The organism is Stenotrophomonas sp. KH_052, assembly GCF_057838755.1.
This window is the reverse complement of sequence record NZ_CM174475.1, coordinates 4,394,250-4,414,310: the sequence shown is the minus strand read 5'-3', so window position 1 is coordinate 4,414,310 and position 20,061 is coordinate 4,394,250. Positions and strand designations below refer to the sequence as shown.

At 67.2% G+C, this 20,061-nt stretch carries 18 protein-coding genes; 12 read left to right on the top strand and 6 right to left on the bottom strand.

Annotated features, from left to right (window positions below):
- Positions 1-246 precede the first annotated feature (246 nt).
- The 6 genes from AC3ITW_RS20190 (at position 247) to AC3ITW_RS20165 (ending at position 5,406) form a co-directional block, all read left to right on the top strand.
- On the top strand, positions 247-1,212 hold the full coding sequence (locus AC3ITW_RS20190) for a hypothetical protein (RefSeq protein ID WP_489389879.1): 966 nt from the start codon (positions 247-249) through the stop codon (positions 1,210-1,212).
- Entirely contained in the window at positions 1,205-1,753 is a 549-nt protein-coding gene (locus AC3ITW_RS20185) for a GTP-binding protein (protein WP_006398059.1), read from the top strand. The genes AC3ITW_RS20190 and AC3ITW_RS20185 overlap by 8 nt, the downstream gene beginning before the upstream one ends.
- Complete coding sequence (locus AC3ITW_RS20180; RefSeq protein ID WP_006398057.1) at positions 1,746-2,162, top strand: roadblock/LC7 domain-containing protein; 417 nt, start codon at positions 1,746-1,748, stop codon at positions 2,160-2,162. Before AC3ITW_RS20185 ends, AC3ITW_RS20180 begins: the two co-directional genes overlap by 8 nt.
- A gap of 53 nt (positions 2,163-2,215) precedes the next feature.
- Positions 2,216-2,575, top strand: coding sequence for a hypothetical protein (locus AC3ITW_RS20175; protein ID WP_012512293.1), 360 nt, complete (start codon positions 2,216-2,218; stop codon positions 2,573-2,575).
- 146 nt (positions 2,576-2,721) lie between these two features.
- Positions 2,722-4,452 carry a bifunctional isocitrate dehydrogenase kinase/phosphatase gene (gene aceK / locus AC3ITW_RS20170; protein ID WP_032973371.1) on the top strand — a complete coding sequence of 577 codons (1,731 nt, stop codon included), beginning with the start codon at positions 2,722-2,724 and terminating at the stop codon, positions 4,450-4,452.
- A gap of 66 nt (positions 4,453-4,518) precedes the next feature.
- Complete coding sequence (locus AC3ITW_RS20165; RefSeq protein WP_006398039.1) at positions 4,519-5,406, top strand: energy transducer TonB; 888 nt, start codon at positions 4,519-4,521, stop codon at positions 5,404-5,406.
- Between the two features lie 34 nt (positions 5,407-5,440).
- On the opposite strand, the gene AC3ITW_RS20160 is transcribed toward AC3ITW_RS20165, so the two are convergent.
- The 3 genes from AC3ITW_RS20160 to trxA all read right to left on the bottom strand — a co-directional run bounded on the left by AC3ITW_RS20160 (position 5,441) and on the right by trxA (position 9,543).
- Positions 5,441-7,015, bottom strand: coding sequence for a sensor domain-containing diguanylate cyclase (locus AC3ITW_RS20160; protein ID WP_012512290.1), 1,575 nt, complete (start codon positions 7,013-7,015; stop codon positions 5,441-5,443).
- 214 nt (positions 7,016-7,229) lie between these two features.
- Entirely contained in the window at positions 7,230-8,981 is a 1,752-nt protein-coding gene (rho, locus tag AC3ITW_RS20155; protein WP_065723569.1) for a transcription termination factor Rho, read from the bottom strand.
- Between the two features lie 232 nt (positions 8,982-9,213).
- Positions 9,214-9,543 (bottom strand): thioredoxin, encoded by a 330-nt coding sequence (gene trxA / locus AC3ITW_RS20150; RefSeq protein ID WP_005411275.1) that lies wholly within the window; start codon positions 9,541-9,543, stop codon positions 9,214-9,216.
- A gap of 510 nt (positions 9,544-10,053) precedes the next feature.
- On the opposite strand from trxA, the gene rhlB reads away from it, so the two are divergent.
- From rhlB to ung, 5 genes are all read left to right on the top strand, one after another.
- Positions 10,054-11,778: an ATP-dependent RNA helicase RhlB gene (rhlB, locus tag AC3ITW_RS20145; RefSeq protein ID WP_100435346.1), complete on the top strand. Its 1,725-nt coding sequence runs from the start codon at positions 10,054-10,056 to the stop codon at positions 11,776-11,778.
- Between the two features lie 196 nt (positions 11,779-11,974).
- Entirely contained in the window at positions 11,975-12,661 is a 687-nt protein-coding gene (gene ftsE, locus AC3ITW_RS20140; protein ID WP_019338976.1) for a cell division ATP-binding protein FtsE, read from the top strand.
- Positions 12,662-12,664: 3 nt separating this feature from the next.
- Positions 12,665-13,612: a permease-like cell division protein FtsX gene (gene ftsX / locus AC3ITW_RS20135; RefSeq protein ID WP_012512287.1), complete on the top strand. Its 948-nt coding sequence runs from the start codon at positions 12,665-12,667 to the stop codon at positions 13,610-13,612.
- A 7-nt stretch (positions 13,613-13,619) separates the two neighbouring features.
- Positions 13,620-14,462, top strand: a complete 843-nt coding sequence (locus AC3ITW_RS20130) for a response regulator (protein ID WP_100469745.1) — start codon at positions 13,620-13,622, stop codon at positions 14,460-14,462.
- A complete protein-coding gene (gene ung / locus AC3ITW_RS20125) occupies positions 14,459-15,172 on the top strand; it encodes a uracil-DNA glycosylase (protein WP_006397704.1) in 714 nt (237 codons plus the stop codon). The genes AC3ITW_RS20130 and ung overlap by 4 nt, the downstream gene beginning before the upstream one ends.
- Before the next feature lie 52 nt (positions 15,173-15,224).
- On the opposite strand, the gene AC3ITW_RS20120 is transcribed toward ung, so the two are convergent.
- The 3 genes from AC3ITW_RS20120 to AC3ITW_RS20110 all read right to left on the bottom strand — a co-directional run bounded on the left by AC3ITW_RS20120 (position 15,225) and on the right by AC3ITW_RS20110 (position 18,794).
- On the bottom strand, positions 15,225-16,745 hold the full coding sequence (locus tag AC3ITW_RS20120; protein WP_489389878.1) for a serine hydrolase domain-containing protein: 1,521 nt from the start codon (positions 16,743-16,745) through the stop codon (positions 15,225-15,227).
- 130 nt (positions 16,746-16,875) lie between these two features.
- Positions 16,876-18,405 carry a M56 family metallopeptidase gene (locus AC3ITW_RS20115; RefSeq protein ID WP_489389877.1) on the bottom strand — a complete coding sequence of 510 codons (1,530 nt, stop codon included), beginning with the start codon at positions 18,403-18,405 and terminating at the stop codon, positions 16,876-16,878.
- Complete coding sequence (locus AC3ITW_RS20110) at positions 18,402-18,794, bottom strand: BlaI/MecI/CopY family transcriptional regulator (protein WP_006397459.1); 393 nt, start codon at positions 18,792-18,794, stop codon at positions 18,402-18,404. Before AC3ITW_RS20110 ends, AC3ITW_RS20115 begins: the two co-directional genes overlap by 4 nt.
- A 357-nt stretch (positions 18,795-19,151) precedes the next feature.
- Here AC3ITW_RS20110 and rpoH point away from each other — a divergent pair, with 357 nt between their 5' ends.
- Positions 19,152-20,027, top strand: a complete 876-nt coding sequence (gene rpoH, locus AC3ITW_RS20105) for an RNA polymerase sigma factor RpoH (RefSeq protein ID WP_006397457.1) — start codon at positions 19,152-19,154, stop codon at positions 20,025-20,027.
- Positions 20,028-20,061: the final 34 nt, after the last annotated feature.

The following is a 20,061-nucleotide window of genomic DNA, read 5'->3' as shown; positions in this document are numbered from 1 at the left end:
GGGCTCTGGGGTCAGATCCCTCTGCACCGCAGGGCTCTGACCCCAGCCGAAAAGCGCGACATTCGTCGGCCGTCGGAATACCGTCAAAGGGGCATGAAACTTGCCCACGATGGCCGTCGCAGAACCGATAAGAGTGAATCTGCAACCGCCTTCGATCTGAGCAGTCGATCACGACGGCCACCGCAGGTGTTGCCCTAGCCTTGGCGACGCGAGACCACCGGGGAGGTGGTCGCACGGGGAACACCGATGGCACGCGTGCTGGTAGTGGGAACCGACATCCAGGGTGAGCACGCCCTGTTGCAGCGGCTGCGGTTGGCCTCGGCCTTGCCCGATGGCCAGATCCGCCGCAGCCAGGACCTGGACGACTGCGACCTGCTGGTCATCCGCGATACCCCGGCGCTGCGCAATGCGGCCCAGCGCATGCGCCAGCAACGCCCGCGACTGCAGTGCTGGATCGAGGACCTGGGTGGCCAGCTGCGTGACGGCGATGGCCACCAGGATGTACTTGATGACGGTGCCATCGGCCGCGCATTGCGCGGCATGCAGTTGGCAGTGGAGCCCCCGGCCATGCACGCACCTGCACCGATCCGCCTGGCCGATGGCGCGCATGCCATCACCCGCCTGCTGCGCGAACGCTTGCCGCTGCGGCAGGGACAGGCCTTGCTCGGCGATGCCGGCGAGCCCTTGCTGCTGATGGATCTGGAACACGACCAGGCGGTGCTGCTGCAGGAGCCGGCGGCCGCCCTCGTGGAACGTCTTGCCGATGGCTTCGAACGCCTGCAGCTGGATGCGTTGACGCCGGCGCGCCTGCAGGCGCTGGCCGGCGAGCGGCCGCGCCAACCGCTGCGGCCGCTGTTGTGGCAATGGGCGCAGCGCAGCCGCCATTGGCAGGTGCTGGATGAACGCCTGCGCAGCGCGTCGGTGAAGCTGCTGCGCTGGCCGGATTTCCGCGTGCTGGGGCACGACCACGATGGCTTCCGCCTGTGCTCGTTGCTGCTCAAGCGCGCGTGCACGGTTGAAGAGTGCGCGATGCTGCTCGAGCTGCCGGCTGCGGCGGTGCGCGATTTCATCCATGCCGCCTACCTGTGCGGCTATGCACAGCTGCAGCTGGCGCCGGCCGCACCGGTAATGTCGATGCGCAGCAACGGAACCGATAGCGGCCTGTTGGCCCGCTTGTGGCGGCACCTGCGCGGGGGCGAGCGCAATGCGTGAGCACAAGGTGGTGGTGCTGGGCGGGATGGGCAGCGGCAAGTCGACCCTGGTGCGCAGTATTGCCGCCGGTGCGGTGATCGACACCGACGTTGCCAACAGTGACCGTATGGGTGCGGACAAGGCCTCGACCACCGTAGCGCTGGACTATGCCGATATCGACCTGCCCAACGGCGAGCGCCTGCGACTGTACGGAACGCCTGGGCAGCAACGTTTTGATTTCCTGTGGCCGATCCTGTTGCAGGGCGCGCGTGGTGCGGTGCTGCTGCTGGATGCGCGCCGCGCGGGCGTGGCGGCCGAGCTGGACGCCTACCTGCAGGTGCTGCGGCCCTTCGCAGGTGGGCTGGCGCTGGTGGTGGCAGTGACTCACCTCGACCAGATGCCGGATGCGTTGCTGGACGATTGGAGTGCCCGCGCCAGCCTGGACGACCAACCGCTGCCGCTGCTGGCGGTGGATGCCCGCGACCGCGAACAGGGATTGCTGCTGATGGATGTGCTGATGAGCGAAATGGAAGCGCACGCGCTGGTGGTTGCGCATGGCTGACGGGCAGGCGGCGGTACTGCCTGATGCCGGCCAGCGAGAGCGCCTGCAGCCCTTGCTGCAGGATCTGCTGCAGCGTGTTGAAGGCGTGCGCACGGTCGTGCTGGCCAGCGTCGATGGTTTTGCGCTGGTGAGTGCCGGTGCCGAAGGGCGCGGCGAGCGGCTGGCGGCGATGACCAGCGCGATGCTGGCGCTGGCCGCGGCAGTTGGCCGCGAACTGCTGCTGGGCGATCTGCAGACGCTGATGCTGGAAGCGGCGGGCGGCAAGGTGCTGATGCTGGCGATCCAGGCTGAAGGGCGCGCACCGCTGCTGCTGATGGCGGCCTGCGACCAGCGCAGCGTGATCGGCCAGGTGCTGTGGCAGAGCAGGGAATGTGGCCAGGCGATCCTGGCCGAACTCGGCGGATCGTGAGCCCGGCCGCAGGGGAACGAGGGGCTCGAACCAACATCGACAAGGGGTGCGACGTGGCTGGATTGAATGAATCGTTGAACGCACTGATGGGCATCGACGGCGCGCAGGCAGTAGCGTTGGTCGACTACGAGAGCGGCATGCTGCTGGGCGAGGCCGGTGCCGGCATGGACATGGAAGTGGCCGCCGCCGGCAACACCGAAGTGATCCGCGCCAAGATGAAGACCGCCGCGTCGCTGAACCTCAACGACAGCATCGAGGACATCCTGATCTCGCTGGGCAAGGCGTACCACATCATGCGTCCGGTGGCGAAGAAGCAGGGCCTGTTCTTCTACATCGTGCTGGACCGGACCAAATCCAACCTGGCGCTGGCCCGGCGCAAGGTGCAGGACGTGGAGGCCGAACTGGCGATCTGAGCCGGTAGTGCCGGCCGCTGGCCGGCATCTGCATGGATCCACCGGCGGTCCAGGGGCTGCCGGCCAGCGGCCGGCACTACCTCTGCGCTCGACGGCATCACACACGCCGGCGTATGGTGGATACCCGTCTCCCTGCCGAGCCGTGCATGTCCCAGCCTGTCATCGCAACCGTACTGGCGCCGCGCATCGCCGGCGCCATCCGCGATGGTTTCGAGGATTACCACGCCCGCTTCGCGGCGATCACCGTTCGCGCCCGCCTGCGTTTCGAGCAGCGCGACTGGGCTGGTGCCCGCCAGGATGCGGTCGAGCGCATTGCCCTGTACGACCTGTGCATCGCCGAACAGATGGACGCGCTGCGTCGCCTGGCCGGTGAGGTGATCGGCGAGCGCGCGCTGTGGCTGCAGGTGCACGCGGAGTACAGCGCGCTGCTGCAGGGGCTGATCGACGCTGAGCTGTACAAGACCTTCTACAACACGTTGTCGCGGCGGCTGTTCGCCACTCGTGGCGTGGATCCGGCGCTGGAGTTCATTGCTTTTGATGTCGAACCGTCCGATGCCATCACCCATCCGGTCGCCCGGCATACCTATGCCGTCTCGCCGACGCGACCGGTGGAGGCGCTGCAGAGGGTACTGGCCGATTACCGCTTCGATATTCCCTATGCTCACCAGCTGCGCTGTGCGGCAGCGATCGCCGTACGCCTGCAGGATGACCTCACGCATTGGGGCGACACGCCGGTGCGCAGCATCGAGCTATTGGATACCGTGTTCTACCGCGAGCGCCGTGCTTATCTGGTCGGCCGGGTGTTCGGCGAGCATCGCTTCTCGCCGTGCGTGATCGCCCTGGTCAATGACGAGCGTGGCCTGCGTGCCGATGCGGTACTGACCCGGCGCCGCGATGTCGCCCACCTGTTCGGCGTGTCACGCAGTTATTTCCAGGCCGATCTGGCCACGGTCGGCGATGCCGTGGTGTTCCTGCGCAGCCTGCTGCCGGGCAAGCCGATCGACGAGATCTACACAGTGCTGGGCCGGGCCAAGCAGGGCAAGACCGAGCGCTACCGAACCTTCTTCCGCCACTTCAACGAGCATCCGCAGGAACGCCTGGTGCATGCCGAAGGCACGCCGGGCATGGTCATGGCGGTGTTCACCCTGCCCAGCTACCCGCTGGTGTTCAAGCTGATCCGCGATCGCTTCGCCTGGCCCAAGGCGATGTCGCGGCAGCAGGTGGAAGAAAAGTATGCGCTGGTGTTCAACCTGGACCGTGTCGGCCGCCTGCTGGACGCACAACCGTATCGCCACCTGCGTTTCCCACGTGACCGCTTCGCTCCGGCATTGCTGGAGGAACTGCTGCAGCAGTGCGCGCAGAGCGTGCGGCTGGATGGCGACGAGGTCGAGATCAACCTGTGCTACGTGCAGCGCCGCTTCCGCCCGTTGAATCTCTACCTGCGTGAGCAGGGCGGTGAGGCGGTGCGCGCGGCGGTGCTCGACTACGCGCAGGCAATCACCGACATGGCGCGCAACAACATCTTCCCCGGCGACATGCTGCCGAAGAACTTCGGCGTCTCGCGGCATGGCCGTGCGGTGTTCTACGACTACGACGAGCTCTGCCTGGTCAGTGACTGCGTGTTCCGTGCCTGGCCGCAGCCGCGCACGCCGGAGGAGGCCATGGCCGACGAGCCCTGGTTCCATGTGGGGCCGCGCGATGTGTTTCCCGAGCGCTTCGGCCCGTTCATGGGCCTGCCTGCCGGCGAGCTGGCGGCGGTACGCGAGCACTACCGGCATCTGTTCGATCCGGCGTGGTGGCAGGGTCTGCAGGAACGCTTCGCCCGCGCGGATTATCCGGATACGCCACCCTATGCTGGCGCGCACCGGCTGGCGTAGCCGGGCCGAGCTGTCCCGGGTGTGAAGACTGCGCTACGCTCAGCGCTCATCACCAAGGATCCGGCAATGATGCGTCCCCCCCTGTTCCTCGCTCTCGCGTTGGCCGTTGGTGCCGGCGCTCCCCTGCTTGCTGGCGACGCCAGCGCGCAGACCACGCGCGCGGTGCGTGCCACCGCGGAGATGAGCATGGTGCTCTCTGGCCATATCGAGGTCACGCCCGAGGGCGCGGTCAGTTCGCTGGTACTGGACCAGAAGTCGATGCTGTCTCCGAGCATCGCGTCCTTCGTGGAGGGCACCATTGGTGGCTGGCGCTTCGAACCCACCCTGCGCGATGGCAAGGCGGTGGCGGCGCGTGCACCATTGCGGGTGCGCCTGCGGGGCAAGGCCATGGCCGATGGTGGCTACGAAGTCAGCATGACCAGCGTCAATTTCAGCGAGTACGATGAGAAAGCCACCGATTCGGTGACCCAAGGGCGCATGACACCCCCTCGTTATCCGGAAGAGGTCTATCGGAGCGGTGGGCAGGGTGAAGTGTTGCTGGTGGTCAAGATCGCGCGTGACGGCAGGGTGGCCGATGTCGTTGCCGAGCAGGTGAACATGACCGTGGTCGGACGCGAGCGCACCCTCGCCAAGATGCGCGAGATCCTGGCCAAGGCCGCCGTCAGCAGTGCCCGCAAGTGGACGTTCAACCCACCGACCACCGGCGAGGCCAGCACCCGCGACAGCTGGACGGTACGCATACCGGTGAATTTCGGCCTGAACGATGATCCCAATGGAGCGGAGCGCTATGGCCGCTGGCGTGCCTTCATTCCTGGCCCGCGGCAGACCGTGCCGTGGCGCAAGGCGGACCCGATCGAGCAGGCCGGCAGCGACCTGCTGCCCGAGGGCGGCATCTACATGGTGGACGGCGCCAGGCGCGGCCTGCGCCTGCTGACCCCGCTGGAGCAGGGCTGACGATCACTGCGGAGCCGGCCAGCCCGGCTCCGCGTCAATCCGCGTACGGGTACACCACCACCCGGTTGCGACCCTGTTCCTTGGCCAGGTACAGCGCCTTGTCGGCCAGCCGCAGCGCCTGCTCGGCGTCGACATGGAAGCTGGGGAAATGCGCCACGCCCAGCGACACGGTGATGGTGCCAACTGGCTCGAACGGATGGTCGGCAATGTGCTGGCGCAGGCGCTCGCCGGCCTGTCGCGCCGATTCGGTGCCGATGCCCGGCAGCAACAGCAGGAACTCCTCGCCACCGGCGCGGCAGAGGATGTCGCTGTCACGCGAGTAGCGGCGCATCTGGTCGGCGATGTGGACGATGGCGGCGTCACCGACGTCATGGCCATGGGCATCGTTGATCGTCTTGAAGCGATCGATGTCCAGCGCCAGGATCGCGAACGGGATGCCCTGCACCTGCAGCGCATCCAGCGCCTGCTGCAGGCCGCGGCGGTTGAGCAGGCCGGTCAGCGGATCGGTGCGGCTGGCACGGTTGAGCGTGCCGATCCGGTCCTGCAGCGCGTTGAAGCTGTGCAGCACCGCCTGCTTGAGCTGGGCGACCTCGAAGTACCAGGCGCGGATGCCGCTGACGTGGTTGATCGCGTTGCCGGTGTCCTCGCCGCCCTGCACGTTGCGCGCCAGCTGCCATAGCGGCAGCGAGATGCGACGGGCGAACCACCAGGTGACCAGCAGCGACAGCAGGCCCAGCGGAATCGCGTTCCAGATCACCGCCGTCATCAACCGCGACAGCGGCTGCAGGGTGGATTCGGTCGGGCGCTGGGCGATGATGCCCCAGCCGGTGGCCGGCACCGGCGCATAACCGGCCAGCATCGACACGCCACGGTTGTTGCGTACCTGCTGCGCACCGCGTTCGCCGCGCACCACCGCCTTCACTGCCGGGTTGCCGACCACGTAGTCGCCCACCCGATCGCCATCGGCGTGGTACAGCAGGCGGCCGTGGCGGTCGACCACGTACAGATAGGAGCCGTCGCGGTAGTAGTGCTTGCCCAGCAGCGTATGCAGCGCGCTGCGCTGGCGCAGGTACAGGGTGCCGCTGACGTAACCGCGATAGTGGCCCTGGCGGTCGAAGATCGGGTGCGACAGCGAGACCAGCAGCTTGCCGGTGGCCGACTGGTACGGGTCGCTGATCATCGGCTGGCGCGCTGCCAGTGCCGCGTTGTTGCCGACGCTGTGCAGTATCTCGCCCTGCAGCTGCAGGGTCTGCGGCGAGGTGGCGATCACCAGCCCATCGGCGTCCACCACCAGCGATGAGTTGAAGCTGTTGGTCTGCAGCTGCAGGCGGCTGGCTTCATCCTGGGCCTGCGTCGGATCGAGGTCGCCCTGGCCGAGGCGGGTGGCGGCATAGGCCAGCTCCTGCTGCGCGGCCAGCAGGAAGTTCTGGGTGGTCTCGGCCAGCTTGGTGGCGTAGACGCGGTTGGCTTCCAGGGTGTTGCCGACCAGCTGGTCGCGCTGCACCCGATAGCTGGCCAGCAGGGTATTGGCCAGGGCGATGATGGCGCTGAGCAGGGCCAGGGCGAGGATCAGCTTGCCCAGGTTGAGGCGGGGGGACAGCGTTGGCATGCGTCGACGGATCCGGCAGGAGGCTGGACCCGACCGGTTCTCCGGAAGGGGCGACAGCGGGAATCGGTGGCCAGGCCGGCATGGCCGGGCAGGGGGCTGGCGGATTATCGCCAAAAGTCGGCGGCGGCGAAGTGAAGTGGGTCGCCCTGCAGGCAAAAAAAAACCTGCCGCAGTGAGCGGCAGGTTTCCTTCCAATGCAGGACCGGGCCGGGGCTCAGCGCTTCATCGAACCGAAGAACTCGTCGTTGGACTTGGTGTTCTTCATCTTGTCGAGCAGGAACTCCATCGCGGCCATTTCATCCATCGGATGCAGCAGCTTGCGCAGGATCCAGATCTTCTGCAGCAGTTCCGGCTCGATCAGCAGGTCTTCGCGGCGGGTGCCGGAACGGTTGATGTCGATGGCCGGGAACACGCGCTTTTCAGCGATACGGCGGCTCAGGTGCACTTCGCTGTTGCCGGTGCCCTTGAACTCTTCGTAGATCACCTCGTCCATCTTCGAGCCGGTGTCGACCAGCGCGGTGGCGATGATGGTCAGGCTGCCGCCTTCTTCCACATTACGCGCGGCACCGAAGAAGCGCTTCGGACGGTGCAGGGCGTTGGCGTCCACACCACCGGTCAGCACCTTGCCCGAGCTCGGCACCACGTTGTTGTAGGCACGGGCCAGGCGGGTGATCGAGTCGAGCAGGATCACCACGTCCTTCTTGTGCTCGACCAGGCGCTTGGCGCGCTCGATGACCATTTCGGCCACCTGCACGTGGCGCGCGGCCGGCTCGTCGAAGGTCGAGCTGATGACCTCGCCGCGCACCGTGCGCTGCATTTCGGTCACTTCTTCCGGGCGCTCGTCGATCAGCAGCACGATCAGGTGCACGTCCGGATGGTTGGTGGTGATGGCCGTGGCCACCTGCTGCATCATCATCGTTTTACCCGCCTTCGGCTGGGAAACGATGAGCGAGCGCTGGCCCTTGCCCTGCGGCGCCATCAGGTCGAGGATGCGGCCGGTGATGTCTTCCGACGAACCGTTGCCACGCTCCAGGGTGAAGCGGCGGCGCGGGAACAGCGCGGTCAGGTTCTCGAACAGCACCTTGTTCTTCGATGCTTCCAGCGGCTCACCGTTGATGGTGTCCACGATCGACAGCGCGAAGTAGCGTTCGCCGTCCTTGGGGAAGCGGATGCGGCCGGACAGGTGGTCGCCGGTGCGCAGGTTGAAGCGACGGATCTGGCTGGGCGAGATGTACGTGTCGTCCGGGCCGGCCAGGTAGCTGGCTTCGGCCGCGCGCAGGAAGCCGAAGCCGTCCGGCAGGATTTCCAGCACGCCGTCGGCGGCAACGCCGTCACCATGGCGGGTCAGCACCTTCAGCAGGGCGAAGATCACGTCCTGCTTGCGCGCGCGCGCCACGCCTTCGGAGATCTGCAGCTGTTCGGCGATCTCCAGCAGCTTCTGTGCCGGCATGCGCTTGAGGTCGCTCAGCGAGTAGACCGGGAAACCTTCCGGCACGCTGGCATGCGGACGCGGCACGAAGGGCTGCTGCTCGCCGTTGTCGTTGGGCATGCCGTCATCGCGGAAGCGACCACCGCCGCCGCCGCCATTGCGATCACGATCGCGGCGGTTGCGGAAACGGTCGCGGCGATTGCCCTGACCCTGACCCTGCTGGTTCTGGTTGTACGGGTTCTGGTTCTGGCCACCGCCCTGGTGGTTCTGCTGCCGCGGCTGGCCGGATTCGCGGCCCTCACCACCGTCACCGCCGCCACTGCTGGCAGGGGCCTCGGCGGCGGGCGCGCTCGGCGCGGGGGCAGCTGCGGCCGGTGCCGGCGCTTCGGGCGCGGCTGCCAGTGGCAGGGTGGGCTGCGCCGGTGCGGCGCTGGTTTCGGCGGCGGCCGGAGCGGCAGCCTTGGCTACGCGGGGCTTGCGCACGCGCTTTTCGGCGGGCGCTTCGGCGCTGCCGGTTTCGGGAGTGTTATCGGACAAGAGCGTTATTCCTCGCTTGAAGGTGCGAGCGCCCGGCTGGGGCGGCGAACGTTGGGAATGGGTCTGGAAGAAACTGCGTCCAGAGGGTGCGGCACGCGAACGCGGCCGGATATGCCGACACTATCATCGGCCCGCGGCGCCGTGCAAGGGTCACCGGGAACTGCATTCATGCTGGCGCGGTATGCGCCCACCGGCAGCCGCAGGTGGCGGCCGCCGGTGTGGTCACGCAGGATCAGGCCAGCGCCTTGTCCAGCAGGCCGGCCAGCTGGGCCTTGCCCACCGCACCGATCTGCTCGCCGACCTTCTCGCCGTCCTTGAACACGACCAGGTACGGGATCGAGCGCACGTGGTACTTGGCGGCCAGCGCACGGTTGTGGTCGACGTTGACCTTGGCGATCTTGGCGCGGCCCTGGTAGGCATCGGCCAGTTCGTCCAGCGCCGGGGCGATCATCTTGCACGGGCCACACCACTCGGCCCAGAAATCGACCAGCACCGGTTCCTTGGAATTCAGCACTGCGCTATCAAAGTCGGCGTCGCCGACATGTACAACCTTGTCGCTCATCTTGGTTTCTCGTCTTGGATTGCACCCGGCCATGCCGGAGGTGGGTGAACTGGGCCATGCCCGGTGGCGCGACCCTCGTCGTTGCCTCGCGGCGCACTGCCGCGGTGCGTTCGGCGGGATGCCTGGACGCTCACGGCCGGCAGTGTACCCCTATCGCAGGGCAGGGACAGGCGCCGGCTGGAACCCAGCGTATCGTGATCGCTTCGAAGCCTGATATGTGTCGGATTTCACTGTCTTCCTGTACATGGGGCTGGCAGCGGGCGACACCAGCGCTCCCGGCAGGGCCGTTCAAGCCTGGTGTTGCTGGGTGAAGGGCCTGCGTCTCTCTGTTTCATGAGACAGGCCATTCCGGTTTGTCGGCCCGAGTGCGTTAAACTGGGACATTGAGCGGCGCGCGGACCCGGTGGTCCCGGCCCGCCGACCCGCCGCAGGGGCCGCAGTTTGCGACGGTGCCCCCAGACGATGCAGTGCCGCCCGCCCGCTGGCCGGTGGCCATACCAAGACGGACTCATGAGCGACAAACCGCTGACCGATTTGACCTTTTCCTCCTTCGAGCTGCATCCGGCCCTGCAGGCTGGCCTTGAAGGAGCCGGATTCACCCGCTGCACCCCGATCCAGGCGTTGACCCTGCCGGTCGCGCTGCCCGGCGGTGATGTTGCCGGCCAGGCGCAGACCGGTACCGGCAAGACGCTGGCCTTCCTGGTCGCTGTCGTGAACCGCCTGCTGACCCGCCCGGCCCTGGCCGACCGCAAGCCGGAAGACCCGCGTGCGCTGATCCTGGCGCCGACCCGCGAACTGGCCATCCAGATCCACAAGGATGCGGTGAAGTTCGGTTCCGACCTGGGCCTGCGCTTCGCGCTGGTCTACGGCGGCGTCGACTACGACAAGCAGCGCGAGATCCTGCAGCAGGGCGTGGACGTGATCATCGCCACCCCGGGCCGCCTGATCGACTACGTCAAGCAGCACAAGGTGGTCTCGCTGCACGCCTGCGAGATCTGCGTGCTGGACGAAGCCGACCGCATGTTCGACCTGGGCTTCATCAAGGACATCCGCTTCCTGCTGCGCCGCATGCCCGAGCGCACCACCCGCCAGACCCTGCTGTTCAGTGCCACCCTCAGCCACCGCGTGCTGGAGCTGGCCTACGAGCACATGAACGAGCCGCAGAAGCTGGTGGTCGAAGCCGAGACCATCACCGCCGCCCGCGTGCGCCAGCGCATCTACTTCCCGGCCGACGACGAGAAGATCCCGCTGCTGCTGGGCCTGCTGTCGCGCAGCGAAGGCGCCCGCACCATGGTCTTCGTCAACACCAAGGTGTTCGTCGAGCGCGTGGCCCGTTCGCTGGAAAAGGCCGGCTACCGCGTCGGCGTGCTGTCCGGCGACGTGCCGCAGAAGAAGCGCGAGAGCCTGCTCAACCGCTTCCAGAAGGGCCAGCTGGAAATCCTGGTCGCCACCGACGTGGCCGCGCGCGGCCTGCACATCGATGGCATCAAGTACGTCTACAACTACGACCTGCCGTTCGACGCTGAAGATTACGTGCACCGCATCGGCCGTACCGCGCGCCTGGGCGAAGAGGGCGATGCGATCAGCTTCGCCTGCGAGCGCTACGCGATGGGCCTGCCGGACATCGAGGCCTACATCGAGCAGAAGATTCCGTCCGAGCCGGTCACCAAGGAACTGCTGACCCCGCTGCCGCGCCCGGAACGCCCGGCCCCGGCGGCAGGCGAGGACGGCGAGGACAACGAGAGCGTCGGCCAGATCTTCCGTGAAGCGCGCGAAGCCCGCGCCGCCGAAGAAGAGCGTCGTGGCGGCGGCCGTAGTGGCGGCCGCTCTGGCAGTGGCGGTGGCCGCAGTGGTCGTGACGGCGAGCGCAGCGGCGAACGCCGCCCGCGTGGCCCGCGCAAGCCGCGCGTGGAAGGCGAGCAGGCTGCCGCCGCCCCGGTTGCTGGCGCCGAGGCTGCCGCGGCCCAGGCCCCGCGTCCGCCGCGCCCGCCGCGTGCCGAAGGTGCACCGGATATGGCAGTGGATGGCGAGCACAAGCCGCGCAAGCGTCGTCGTCGTCGCCACGGCCGTCCGGTCGAAGGCGCCGAAGGCGTGCAGGCCAATGCCGGTAATGGTGCCGGCCCGGTTACCCCGGTGCAGGTGGTGGCCAAGCCGGTGCGCACCGCCGCCGATACCGGTGATTCGTTCCTGACCCGCATCGGCCGCAAGATCCGCCGGATGCTGTCGGGCAGCTGATCGGCGCTGCCGATCAGCGGGTAGCACCCGACCGTTGGTCGGGTGACCTTGACCGGTGTGCCGACCAACGGTCGGCACCCACCGATGCAGCAGGTAGCGCCGGGCCATGCCCGGCGAGCGCAGCGGCAGATCGAAAAATCCGCCGGGCATGGCCCGGCGCTACCGATCCGTCGCGCGGCTCCTGCATAATCGGGGCATGAGTGTCCTGCGCTTCGACAATGTCAGCAAACAGTACGCCGGTGGCCACGAGGCGCTGACCGATGTCAGCTTCGAGGTCGCGCCGGGCGAGATGCTGTTCGTCACCGGCCATTCCGGTGCGGGCAAGAGCACCCTGCTCAAGTTGATCCACCTGGACGAGCGGCCCAGCCGTGGCGCGGTGGTGTTCGACGAGCGCAACCTGCTGAAGGTGCGCGGCGGCGATGTGCCCCGCCACCGTCGCGCGGTCGGCGCGGTCTACCAGGACCACCGCCTGCTGATGGACCGCTCGATTGCCGAGAACGTGGCACTGCCGCTGATACTGCGCGGCACCCGCCGTGGCGACATCAACAAGCGGGTGCGCTCGGTACTGGAACGAATGGGCCTGGGCCATCGCGAGAAGGCGCTGCCCTCGCAGCTGTCCGCCGGCGAGCAGCAGCGCGTCGGCATCGCCCGCGCCATCGTCGGCGAGCCCAAGCTGCTGGTGGCCGACGAGCCGACCGGCAACCTCGACCCGACCCTGGCGGCGGAGATCATGGCCCTGTTCGCCGAGCTGCCCGCGCGCGGCACCAGCGTGCTGGTGGTCAGTCACGACCTGCCGCTGCTGCGCCGCATGCGCAAGCGCGTGCTGATCCTTGACCACGGCCGGCTGGTGGATGACATCTCGCCGCAGGACCTGGCGGAGTAATCGATGGCGAAGAACGAAAACAGCGAAGCCGCCGCCCCGTCGCGTGTGGGCGTCTGGTTCCAGCACCACGTGCACAGCGTGGTGTTCAGCCTCGGCCGCGCCTGCCGCAAGCCGTGGGCGACCCTGCTGACGGTGATGGTCATGGCACTGGCGCTGGCCCTGCCGCTGGGCCTGTCGATCGCGCTGGACAACCTCAAGCAGTTCGCCGGCAGCGTGCAGCAGTCGCGCGACATCAACGTATTCCTGAAGGGCAATGTCGATGGCCCCGGCGCGCTGCGCCTGGCCGGGCAGCTGCGCGACCGCGACGACGTTGCCGAAGTGAACGTGCGTACGCCCGAGCAGGGCCTGCAGGAACTGCGCGATGCCGGCCTCGGCGAGGCGATCGATGCGCTCAACGACAACCCGCTGCCGTCGCTGCTGGTGATCACTCCCGGCCAGGGCAAGGACGATGCGCGCCTGGCGCGCGCGCTGGAAAGCCTGCCCGAGGCCGACCTGGTGCAACACGACGCGCTGTGGCGCCAGCGCCTGGATGCCTGGCTCGCCTTTGGCGCGCGGCTGGTGCAGGTGCTGTCGGTGCTGCTTGGCGTCGGTGCCGCATTGGTGGTCGGCAACACCGTGCGCCTGGACATCCAGGCCCGCCGTGAAGAGATCGGCGTGCTGCAGCTGCTGGGTGCCAGCGATGGCTTCATCCGCCGTCCGTTCCTGTACCTGGGCGCCTGGTATGGCCTGGGCGCCGGCGCGGTGGCGCTGGCCCTGATCGCCGCCGCCGGTGCTGCGCTGCGCATGCCGCTGGCCGAACTCTCGCGCAGCTACGGCAGCCCGTTCGTGCTGCACGGCCTGGACCTGCTGCATGGCGGCCTGGTCCTGCTCGGCACGCTGCTGCTGGGCTGGCTGGGAGCGTGGCTGGTGACCGGCCATTTCCTGCGCCAGACCCGACCGACCGACACCTGAGGCCGGCATGCAACCGCAAGCGTTGAAGCACCTTGAGGGGCCCGCGACGCGGGTGATGGTGGTCGATGGCTCGAAGCTGGTACGCAAGCTGATCGCCGACGTGCTGAGGCGTGACCTGCCCGGCGTGGAGGTGATCGGCTGCGACAGCATCGAGGAATCGCAGCAGGCGCTGGCGCAGGGTCCGGTGGACCTGGTGACCACCTCGCTGACCCTGCGTGATGGCGACGGCCTGGCATTGGCGCGGATGATCCGCGAAGCGGCTGGCCAGGCCTATGTACCGGTGATCGTGGTCTCCGGCGACGCCCAGCAGCACCTGGAGCAGCGCCGCTTCACCGAGTACGTCACCGACTATTTCGACAAATCGCTCGGCCATGAGGCACTGGCGACCTTCATCCGCGGCTATGTGCAGCCGCAGACCATTCCCGGCGCCACCATCCTCTATATCGAGGACAGCCGCGTGGTGGCCGAGGCCACCAAGCGCATGCTGGAGCGCCAGCAGTTGAATGTGCTGCACGTGGTCAGCGCCGAAGAGGCGTTCACCCTGCTCACCGCCGAGTCGCTGGGCCGCAGCCGCCACCGCATCGACCTGGTGCTGACCGACGTCACCCTGAAGGGTGAACTGAGCGGCCGCGACGTGGTGCAGCGCGTGCGCGTGGACTTCGGCTACGGCAAGCGCCGCCTGCCGGTGCTGGTGATGACCGGCGATGGCAATCCGCACAACCAGACCGGGCTGCTGCAGTCCGGCGCCAACGACCTGGTGCTCAAGCCGATCGAAGAACGGCTGCTGGTCACCAAGGTGCTGTTCCAGCTGCGGCTGGCCCGATTGAACGATGGACCCCTGATTCGATGATGGATGAAGTAGCCGACACCCCGACGATCCAGCTGGAACCGAGCTGGAAGCAGCATGTCGGCGATTACCTGCTGCAGCCGCAGATGCGCGAGCTGTCCAGCTTCCTGCGCCAGCGCAAGGCCAGTGGCGCGGCGGTGTTCCCGCCCGGCCCGCAGATCTTCGCCGCGTTCGATGCCACGCCGTTCGAACAGGCGAAGGTGGTCATCCTCGGCCAGGACCCGTACCACGGCCGTGGCCAGGCCCATGGGTTGAGCTTCTCGGTGCCGCCGGGCGTGCCGGTGCCGCCGTCGCTGCTGAACATCTACAAGGAGATCGAGAGCGATCTCGGTATCCCGCGCCCGGACCATGGCTGCCTGATTCCGTGGGCGCAGCGTGGCGTACTGCTGCTCAATGCCGTGCTGACGGTGGAAGAGGGCAAGGCCGGCGCCCATCAGGGGCGCGGCTGGGAAGGCTTCACCGACCACGTGGTGGACGTGCTCAACCGTGAGCGCGAAGGGCTGGTGTTCATGCTGTGGGGCGCCTATGCGCAGCAGAAGGGCAAGGTCATCGATACCCGCCGCCATCGCGTGCTGAAGTCGCCGCACCCGTCGCCGCTGTCGGCCCATCGCGGCTTCCTCGGCTGCCGCCATTTCTCGATGGCCAACGAGTACCTGCAGCGTCGCGGGCAGGCCCCGATCGACTGGTCGCTGCCGCCGCGTTCGGCGCTCTGAGCGTAAGCCGGGCCCGCGCCCGGCCTATGCCACAGGGAGGAGCGGTGCAGATTCAGTGGGTTTTGTCGCGGCGGTAGTACGCACGCGCACCATCGGCCAGCACGCTGAGGGCCTGTACCGTACCGTCGCCTCCGCGATGGAACAGCAGTTCCGCACCTGCGCTGCCGGCCAGGAAGCGCACCGGCGTCACGGGCTGAAGTGCGATGGCCTTGTCTCGCCCTGGCAGGCGCAGTTCCAGCCCACCTTCATTCGCCTGCACGTCCAGCGTCTGGGCCTCGAACCAGTCGGCCAGTCCGCCGCGGACATCCATCGGCAACGCATCGTCGAGGACAAACCGGCCGCTGAAGCGAGGATAGCTGTCCCGCAGAAACGCTGGGTCCAATGTGCGGATGAGTGGTTTGGCGTTGTGGCCGAGCACATCGGACAGGGCGTTGCGGATTTCTGCGCGAAGCGCTGGCCCGTTGTCACCATTGGTCAGGATGACGAAGCCGTCGCCGCTTTCCGGATATCCCTCGATACCGGCGTGGTAGCTGTCGTTGCTGCCGTTATGGAAGAAGCGCCGGGCGGCGCCGTAGCCGGCCAGCTCCGGCCCCAGTCCCCGGCCGGCCGGTGCCACTTCGCTGACCATCTGCAGGGCCAACGACTGCGGCAGCCATCCATCCTCGGTACGGATGCTGCGCAGCAAGGCCGCAACGAACAGGCCCATGTCATTGGCGCTGGTCCACAGCCCCGACGCCGCCTGTTCTGGAAAGCTCTGCCAGCCGCGTGGCAGGGCCTCCGGCAGGCCCTTGTTGTCGTGCGCATGGGCAACGTTGCCGTAGCCGGCAGGCAAGGGATTCTGATACGTGCTGCGCGACATGCCCAGTGGCGAGAACATCTCGCGTTGTGCGACCTCAGCGAATGCTCTGCCGGTCAGATCTTCGATCGCCAGCTGCACCACCGTGTAGCCGCCACCGGAATAGTCGACCTGCTGGCCGGGTGCGTGGATCAGGCGTACCGGCTCATTCTTTGCAGGCGCCAGTCCATCCAGTGTCTGCAGCAAGGTCGGAAGGCGTTCGGCGGGCTGGTAGTCCTGGAAGCCATGCACGTTGAAGCCGGCAGTGTGCGAGAGCAGCATGCGCAGGTTGATCGGCGGGTGCTGTCCCTGCGAATCGGCAGGCAGGTGCCAGCGGCGCAGGCGATGGTCGATGTTCTCCTCCAGCGAGACCTTGCCGGCAGCAACCAGCTTCAGGGTGGTTGCCGCAGTGCCCATTTTGCTGACCGAGCCGACCGAGAACACGGTATCGGCATCCACCGCGTCGCGCGTGCCGGCCTGGCGCAGGCCGTATCCGGCGGCGTACACCACCTTGCCATCGCGGATCACCGCAATGGCGGCACCCGGTACCTTGTAGTGGGTCAGGCGTTCTTCGATCGACCACTGCGGCAGCGCGGCGCCCAGCTGCGCGGTGCTGGGGCGCAGGCCATGGGCCATTGCCTGCGCAAAGCGCGCAGCGTCTTCAGCGCTGGCGTCAGTGGCCATCACGTGGAACGGGGTCAGGCAGACCAGCAGTGAACACAGCAACAGGCGGTTCATCATCGACATCCTTGCAGGAGTGGAAGAGGGGCGGGATCGGCGCACGCGTTGCCACGCACGCCTGTCGCGTCCGGTCGTTGCGGGTGGAACGGGTTACCGCCGCAGTGCAGGAGGTGATGCGGCGGAGGCGTCAGCGTCGTTCGCGGCGGGCGCCCTGCGCCAGCAGGTAATCGCGCACGGCCGCGTTGCCAGCCTGGTTCAGCGGTGTCCGCCAGCGCCCCAGCCAGCCGTCGGCTTCCACGCCCAGGTTGATGTCGGCGCCGTGCGCGAGCAGGAACTGCACGGTGACCAGGTGCCCTTCGCGCGAGGCATTTATCAGTGGCGTCTCGTCATAGGTCACGACCCGGTTGACGTCGGCACCAGCCTGCACAAGTTGCTCGACGATGGGTTGCAGGCCCAGCGCGGAAGCGACGATCAACGGATTGCCTTCGCCCAGTGCGGCACGATCAGGGTCGGCGCCCAGTTGCAGCAGCGTGTCGACCATCGCCGGATCGCGTGCACGGATGGCCTGGATCAGCGCCGTGCCATCACCGAGCACGCGTGCATCAAGATCGACGCCGGCCGCCGCCAACAGACGGACCTGCGCGACGTCATGCGTGCTGGCGGCCTGGAACAGCTTGATGACGCGCGTATCGGAGGCGCTCGCAGCCGGTGATGGGGCGAGCCGTGGTGAGATAGCCACGGCGGTGCCGGTGCAGGCCAGCAGAAGCAGCAGGCCCAGCACCAACAGGCTGCGGTGCCGGGGTGTGGGTGGCCCGGCGTCCACCAGCTGATCAATGCGCTGCGCCAGCTGGCTGCGCGCACTGAACATACCCAGTGCAAGCGTCGGCGCCTCCTCGCGCAGGGCCTGCAGCTGTTCGACGCTGGCCAGCAGCGAACCTGCATAGTCCAGCGGTTCGCGTGCCTGCATCGCAGCGCGTGCATCACAGGCCATCTCGCGCAGTACCGCCAGGCGTGCCTGGGCAAGGTGCAGGAGCGGATTCCACCAGAACAGCGCTGTTCCCGCCCGCAGCAGCGTGCTTGTCCACAGGTCGCGCCGTTGCAGGTGTGCAACCTCGTGGCGGACGATGTCGCGCAGCACGTTGTTGTCCAGGCGTGCCAGCAAGGGGCGGGGCAGGAGGATCTGCGGGTGCCACAGGCCGACGACCATCGGCCCGTCGACGGCGCAGGTGGCGATCGTCACGTGGGCGGGCACGATGTCGGCCAGGACCGCGCGCAGTCCGGCGGTCGCCGGTTGCGCCAGCCGCCGCAGCCGGCGTGCGTGCAGCATCGCGTCCAGCAGGCGCATGCCCAGCCACAGGGTGCCCAGCAGCCACAGCAGTGCAAGCAGTGTCGGCAGGGTCTTCGGCAGTTCGACGTAGTAGATGTCGGGCTGTCGTCCGGCTTCGAAGATGGCTTCTTCCGCTGTTGCCCCTTCGCCGGGCATGGGGTGGAACGCGGCCGCGGGCGGTGCCGGTACGGGCAGGGTGGTCGACCAGCCTGGCAGGAAGGCGCTGAGCGGCAGCAGCAAGGCCGCTGCCATCGCTGCGGTCAGCAGCCAGGAACGTTGTTCGGCACTGAGGGCCCGCCGCCGTGCCAGCCACAGCGCGGGCAGCAGCACGATTGCGGACAACAGCAACTGTCGTACGCCCAATGCCATCGCCAGGTCGATGAGGTTCATTCCTTCCTCCCGGCCCTGGCATCGCTGACGCGCTGCTGCAGTGCCTGCAGTTCGTTGCGGTCGATTTCGCGTTCGTCCACCAGGTGCTGTGCCAACACGTTCGGTGAGCCGTCGAAGAACTGATGCAGCAGATGGTCGAGCGCTTGCCGGCGGGCCTGCTCGCGGCTGAGCGTGGCGTGATAGATGTAGGCGCGACCTTCCTGGCGATGACTGACAAAGCCTTTCTTCGCCAGCACGTTGAACATGGTCAGCACCGTGGTGTACGCGACCGGCTTGTGTTGGCCGAGCACATCCGCCACATCGCGCACGGACGCTTCGCCCTTGTCCCAGAGGATGTCCAGGATGGCCTGCTCGGCGGGGGTGGGATTCTGCGAGACAGGGCGGGCCATGCGCTTCTACGTATGAATTAGTTGATGCATCGGAGCATGTCGCCGGGTGGCTGTCAACGGGTTTCTTAGTAGTAAAGGAGCGACCCTCAGCCTTCGGGCCTGAACACCCGGCAACGTCTCCTGGCCTGAATGGACCTCCAGGACGGCCCGTTCAGCTCCGCTTGACCGGAAATCGCCGGTTTCCGATGGGTAATTGATTGAATTCCAAGGGATTGTGAATCCCGAAAAGCGTGCTCGCCACTGTCATCAAATCGCGCTACGGTAGGGCTCTGTTTGGGACCAGTGTTGCATCAATAGGATGCTGGAACTTTTTCCTCCTTTAGCAGTCCAAATCCCGGACTGCTAAGATGGGTGCCTATGAGCCAGAACACCTCTACTGCCCTTGTGGCAAACAATCTCCCGATTCCCAGTGCGCTCGGTTCGCTGGACGCCTACATCGGTGCCGTGCACCAGATCCCGGTGTTGTCGGTCGATGACGAACAGGACCTGGCCCGTCGCTTCCGCGACGGCAACGATCTGGACGCCGCCCGCGAGCTGGTGCATTCGCACCTGCGCTTCGTGGTGCACGTGGCCCGCGGTTACAACGGCTACGGCCTTGCGCTGGGCGACCTGATCCAGGAAGGCAACATCGGCCTGATGAAGGCGGTCAAGCGCTTCGACCCGGAAATGGGCGTGCGCCTGGTCTCCTTCGCGGTGCACTGGATCCGTGCCGAGATGCACGAGTTCATCCTGAAGAACTGGCGCATCGTCAAGGTCGCTACCACCAAGGCGCAGCGCAAGCTGTTCTTCAACCTGCGCAAGTCGAAGACGCGCCTGGGCTGGATGAACGCGGCCGAAGTCAGCGCGGTGGCCAAGGATCTGAACGTGTCCGAGCGCGAGGTCATGGAAATGGAGTCGCGCCTGTCCGGTCGCGATATCGGTTTCGATGCGCCGACCGACGAGGACAACGAGCACGCGCCGCCGTCGCCGGCCGCTTATCTCGTGGCCAATGACGAAGACCCGTCGATGGCCTACGAGCGTGCCGACAGCGAAGACAACCAGATGCAGCTGCTGCGCGAAGGCTTGGCCGAGCTGGATGCGCGTTCGCGTGACATCATCCGCCGCCGCTGGCTGGATGCCGACAGCAAGGTGACGCTGCAGGAGCTGGCCGACGAGTACGGTGTGTCGGCCGAGCGTATCCGCCAGGTTGAAGCCAATGCGCTGAAGAAGATGAAGGCGCTGTTCACCGCGTAAGCGGGGTGGCGTTGGAACGAAGAAAGGCCCGGCA

Excerpts from the sequence above, each read along its gene's own strand:
- AC3ITW_RS20190 (WP_489389879.1), top strand. The coding sequence starts at position 247 with ATGGCACGCGTGCTGGTAGTGGGAACCGACATCCAGGGTGAGCACGCC.
- AC3ITW_RS20185 (WP_006398059.1), top strand. The coding sequence starts at position 1,205 with ATGCGTGAGCACAAGGTGGTGGTGCTGGGCGGGATGGGCAGCGGCAAG.
- AC3ITW_RS20180 (WP_006398057.1), top strand. The coding sequence starts at position 1,746 with ATGGCTGACGGGCAGGCGGCGGTACTGCCTGATGCCGGCCAGCGAGAG.
- aceK (WP_032973371.1), top strand. The coding sequence starts at position 2,722 with ATGTCCCAGCCTGTCATCGCAACCGTACTGGCGCCGCGCATCGCCGGC.
- AC3ITW_RS20165 (WP_006398039.1), top strand. The coding sequence starts at position 4,519 with ATGATGCGTCCCCCCCTGTTCCTCGCTCTCGCGTTGGCCGTTGGTGCC.
- AC3ITW_RS20160 (WP_012512290.1), bottom strand. The coding sequence starts at position 7,015 with ATGCCAACGCTGTCCCCCCGCCTCAACCTGGGCAAGCTGATCCTCGCC.
- trxA (WP_005411275.1), bottom strand. The coding sequence starts at position 9,543 with ATGAGCGACAAGGTTGTACATGTCGGCGACGCCGACTTTGATAGCGCA.
- rhlB (WP_100435346.1), top strand. The coding sequence starts at position 10,054 with ATGAGCGACAAACCGCTGACCGATTTGACCTTTTCCTCCTTCGAGCTG.
- ftsE (WP_019338976.1), top strand. The coding sequence starts at position 11,975 with ATGAGTGTCCTGCGCTTCGACAATGTCAGCAAACAGTACGCCGGTGGC.
- ftsX (WP_012512287.1), top strand. The coding sequence starts at position 12,665 with ATGGCGAAGAACGAAAACAGCGAAGCCGCCGCCCCGTCGCGTGTGGGC.
- AC3ITW_RS20130 (WP_100469745.1), top strand. The coding sequence starts at position 13,620 with ATGCAACCGCAAGCGTTGAAGCACCTTGAGGGGCCCGCGACGCGGGTG.
- ung (WP_006397704.1), top strand. The coding sequence starts at position 14,459 with ATGATGGATGAAGTAGCCGACACCCCGACGATCCAGCTGGAACCGAGC.
- AC3ITW_RS20120 (WP_489389878.1), bottom strand. The coding sequence starts at position 16,745 with ATGAACCGCCTGTTGCTGTGTTCACTGCTGGTCTGCCTGACCCCGTTC.
- AC3ITW_RS20115 (WP_489389877.1), bottom strand. The coding sequence starts at position 18,405 with ATGAACCTCATCGACCTGGCGATGGCATTGGGCGTACGACAGTTGCTG.
- AC3ITW_RS20110 (WP_006397459.1), bottom strand. The coding sequence starts at position 18,794 with ATGGCCCGCCCTGTCTCGCAGAATCCCACCCCCGCCGAGCAGGCCATC.
- rpoH (WP_006397457.1), top strand. The coding sequence starts at position 19,152 with ATGAGCCAGAACACCTCTACTGCCCTTGTGGCAAACAATCTCCCGATT.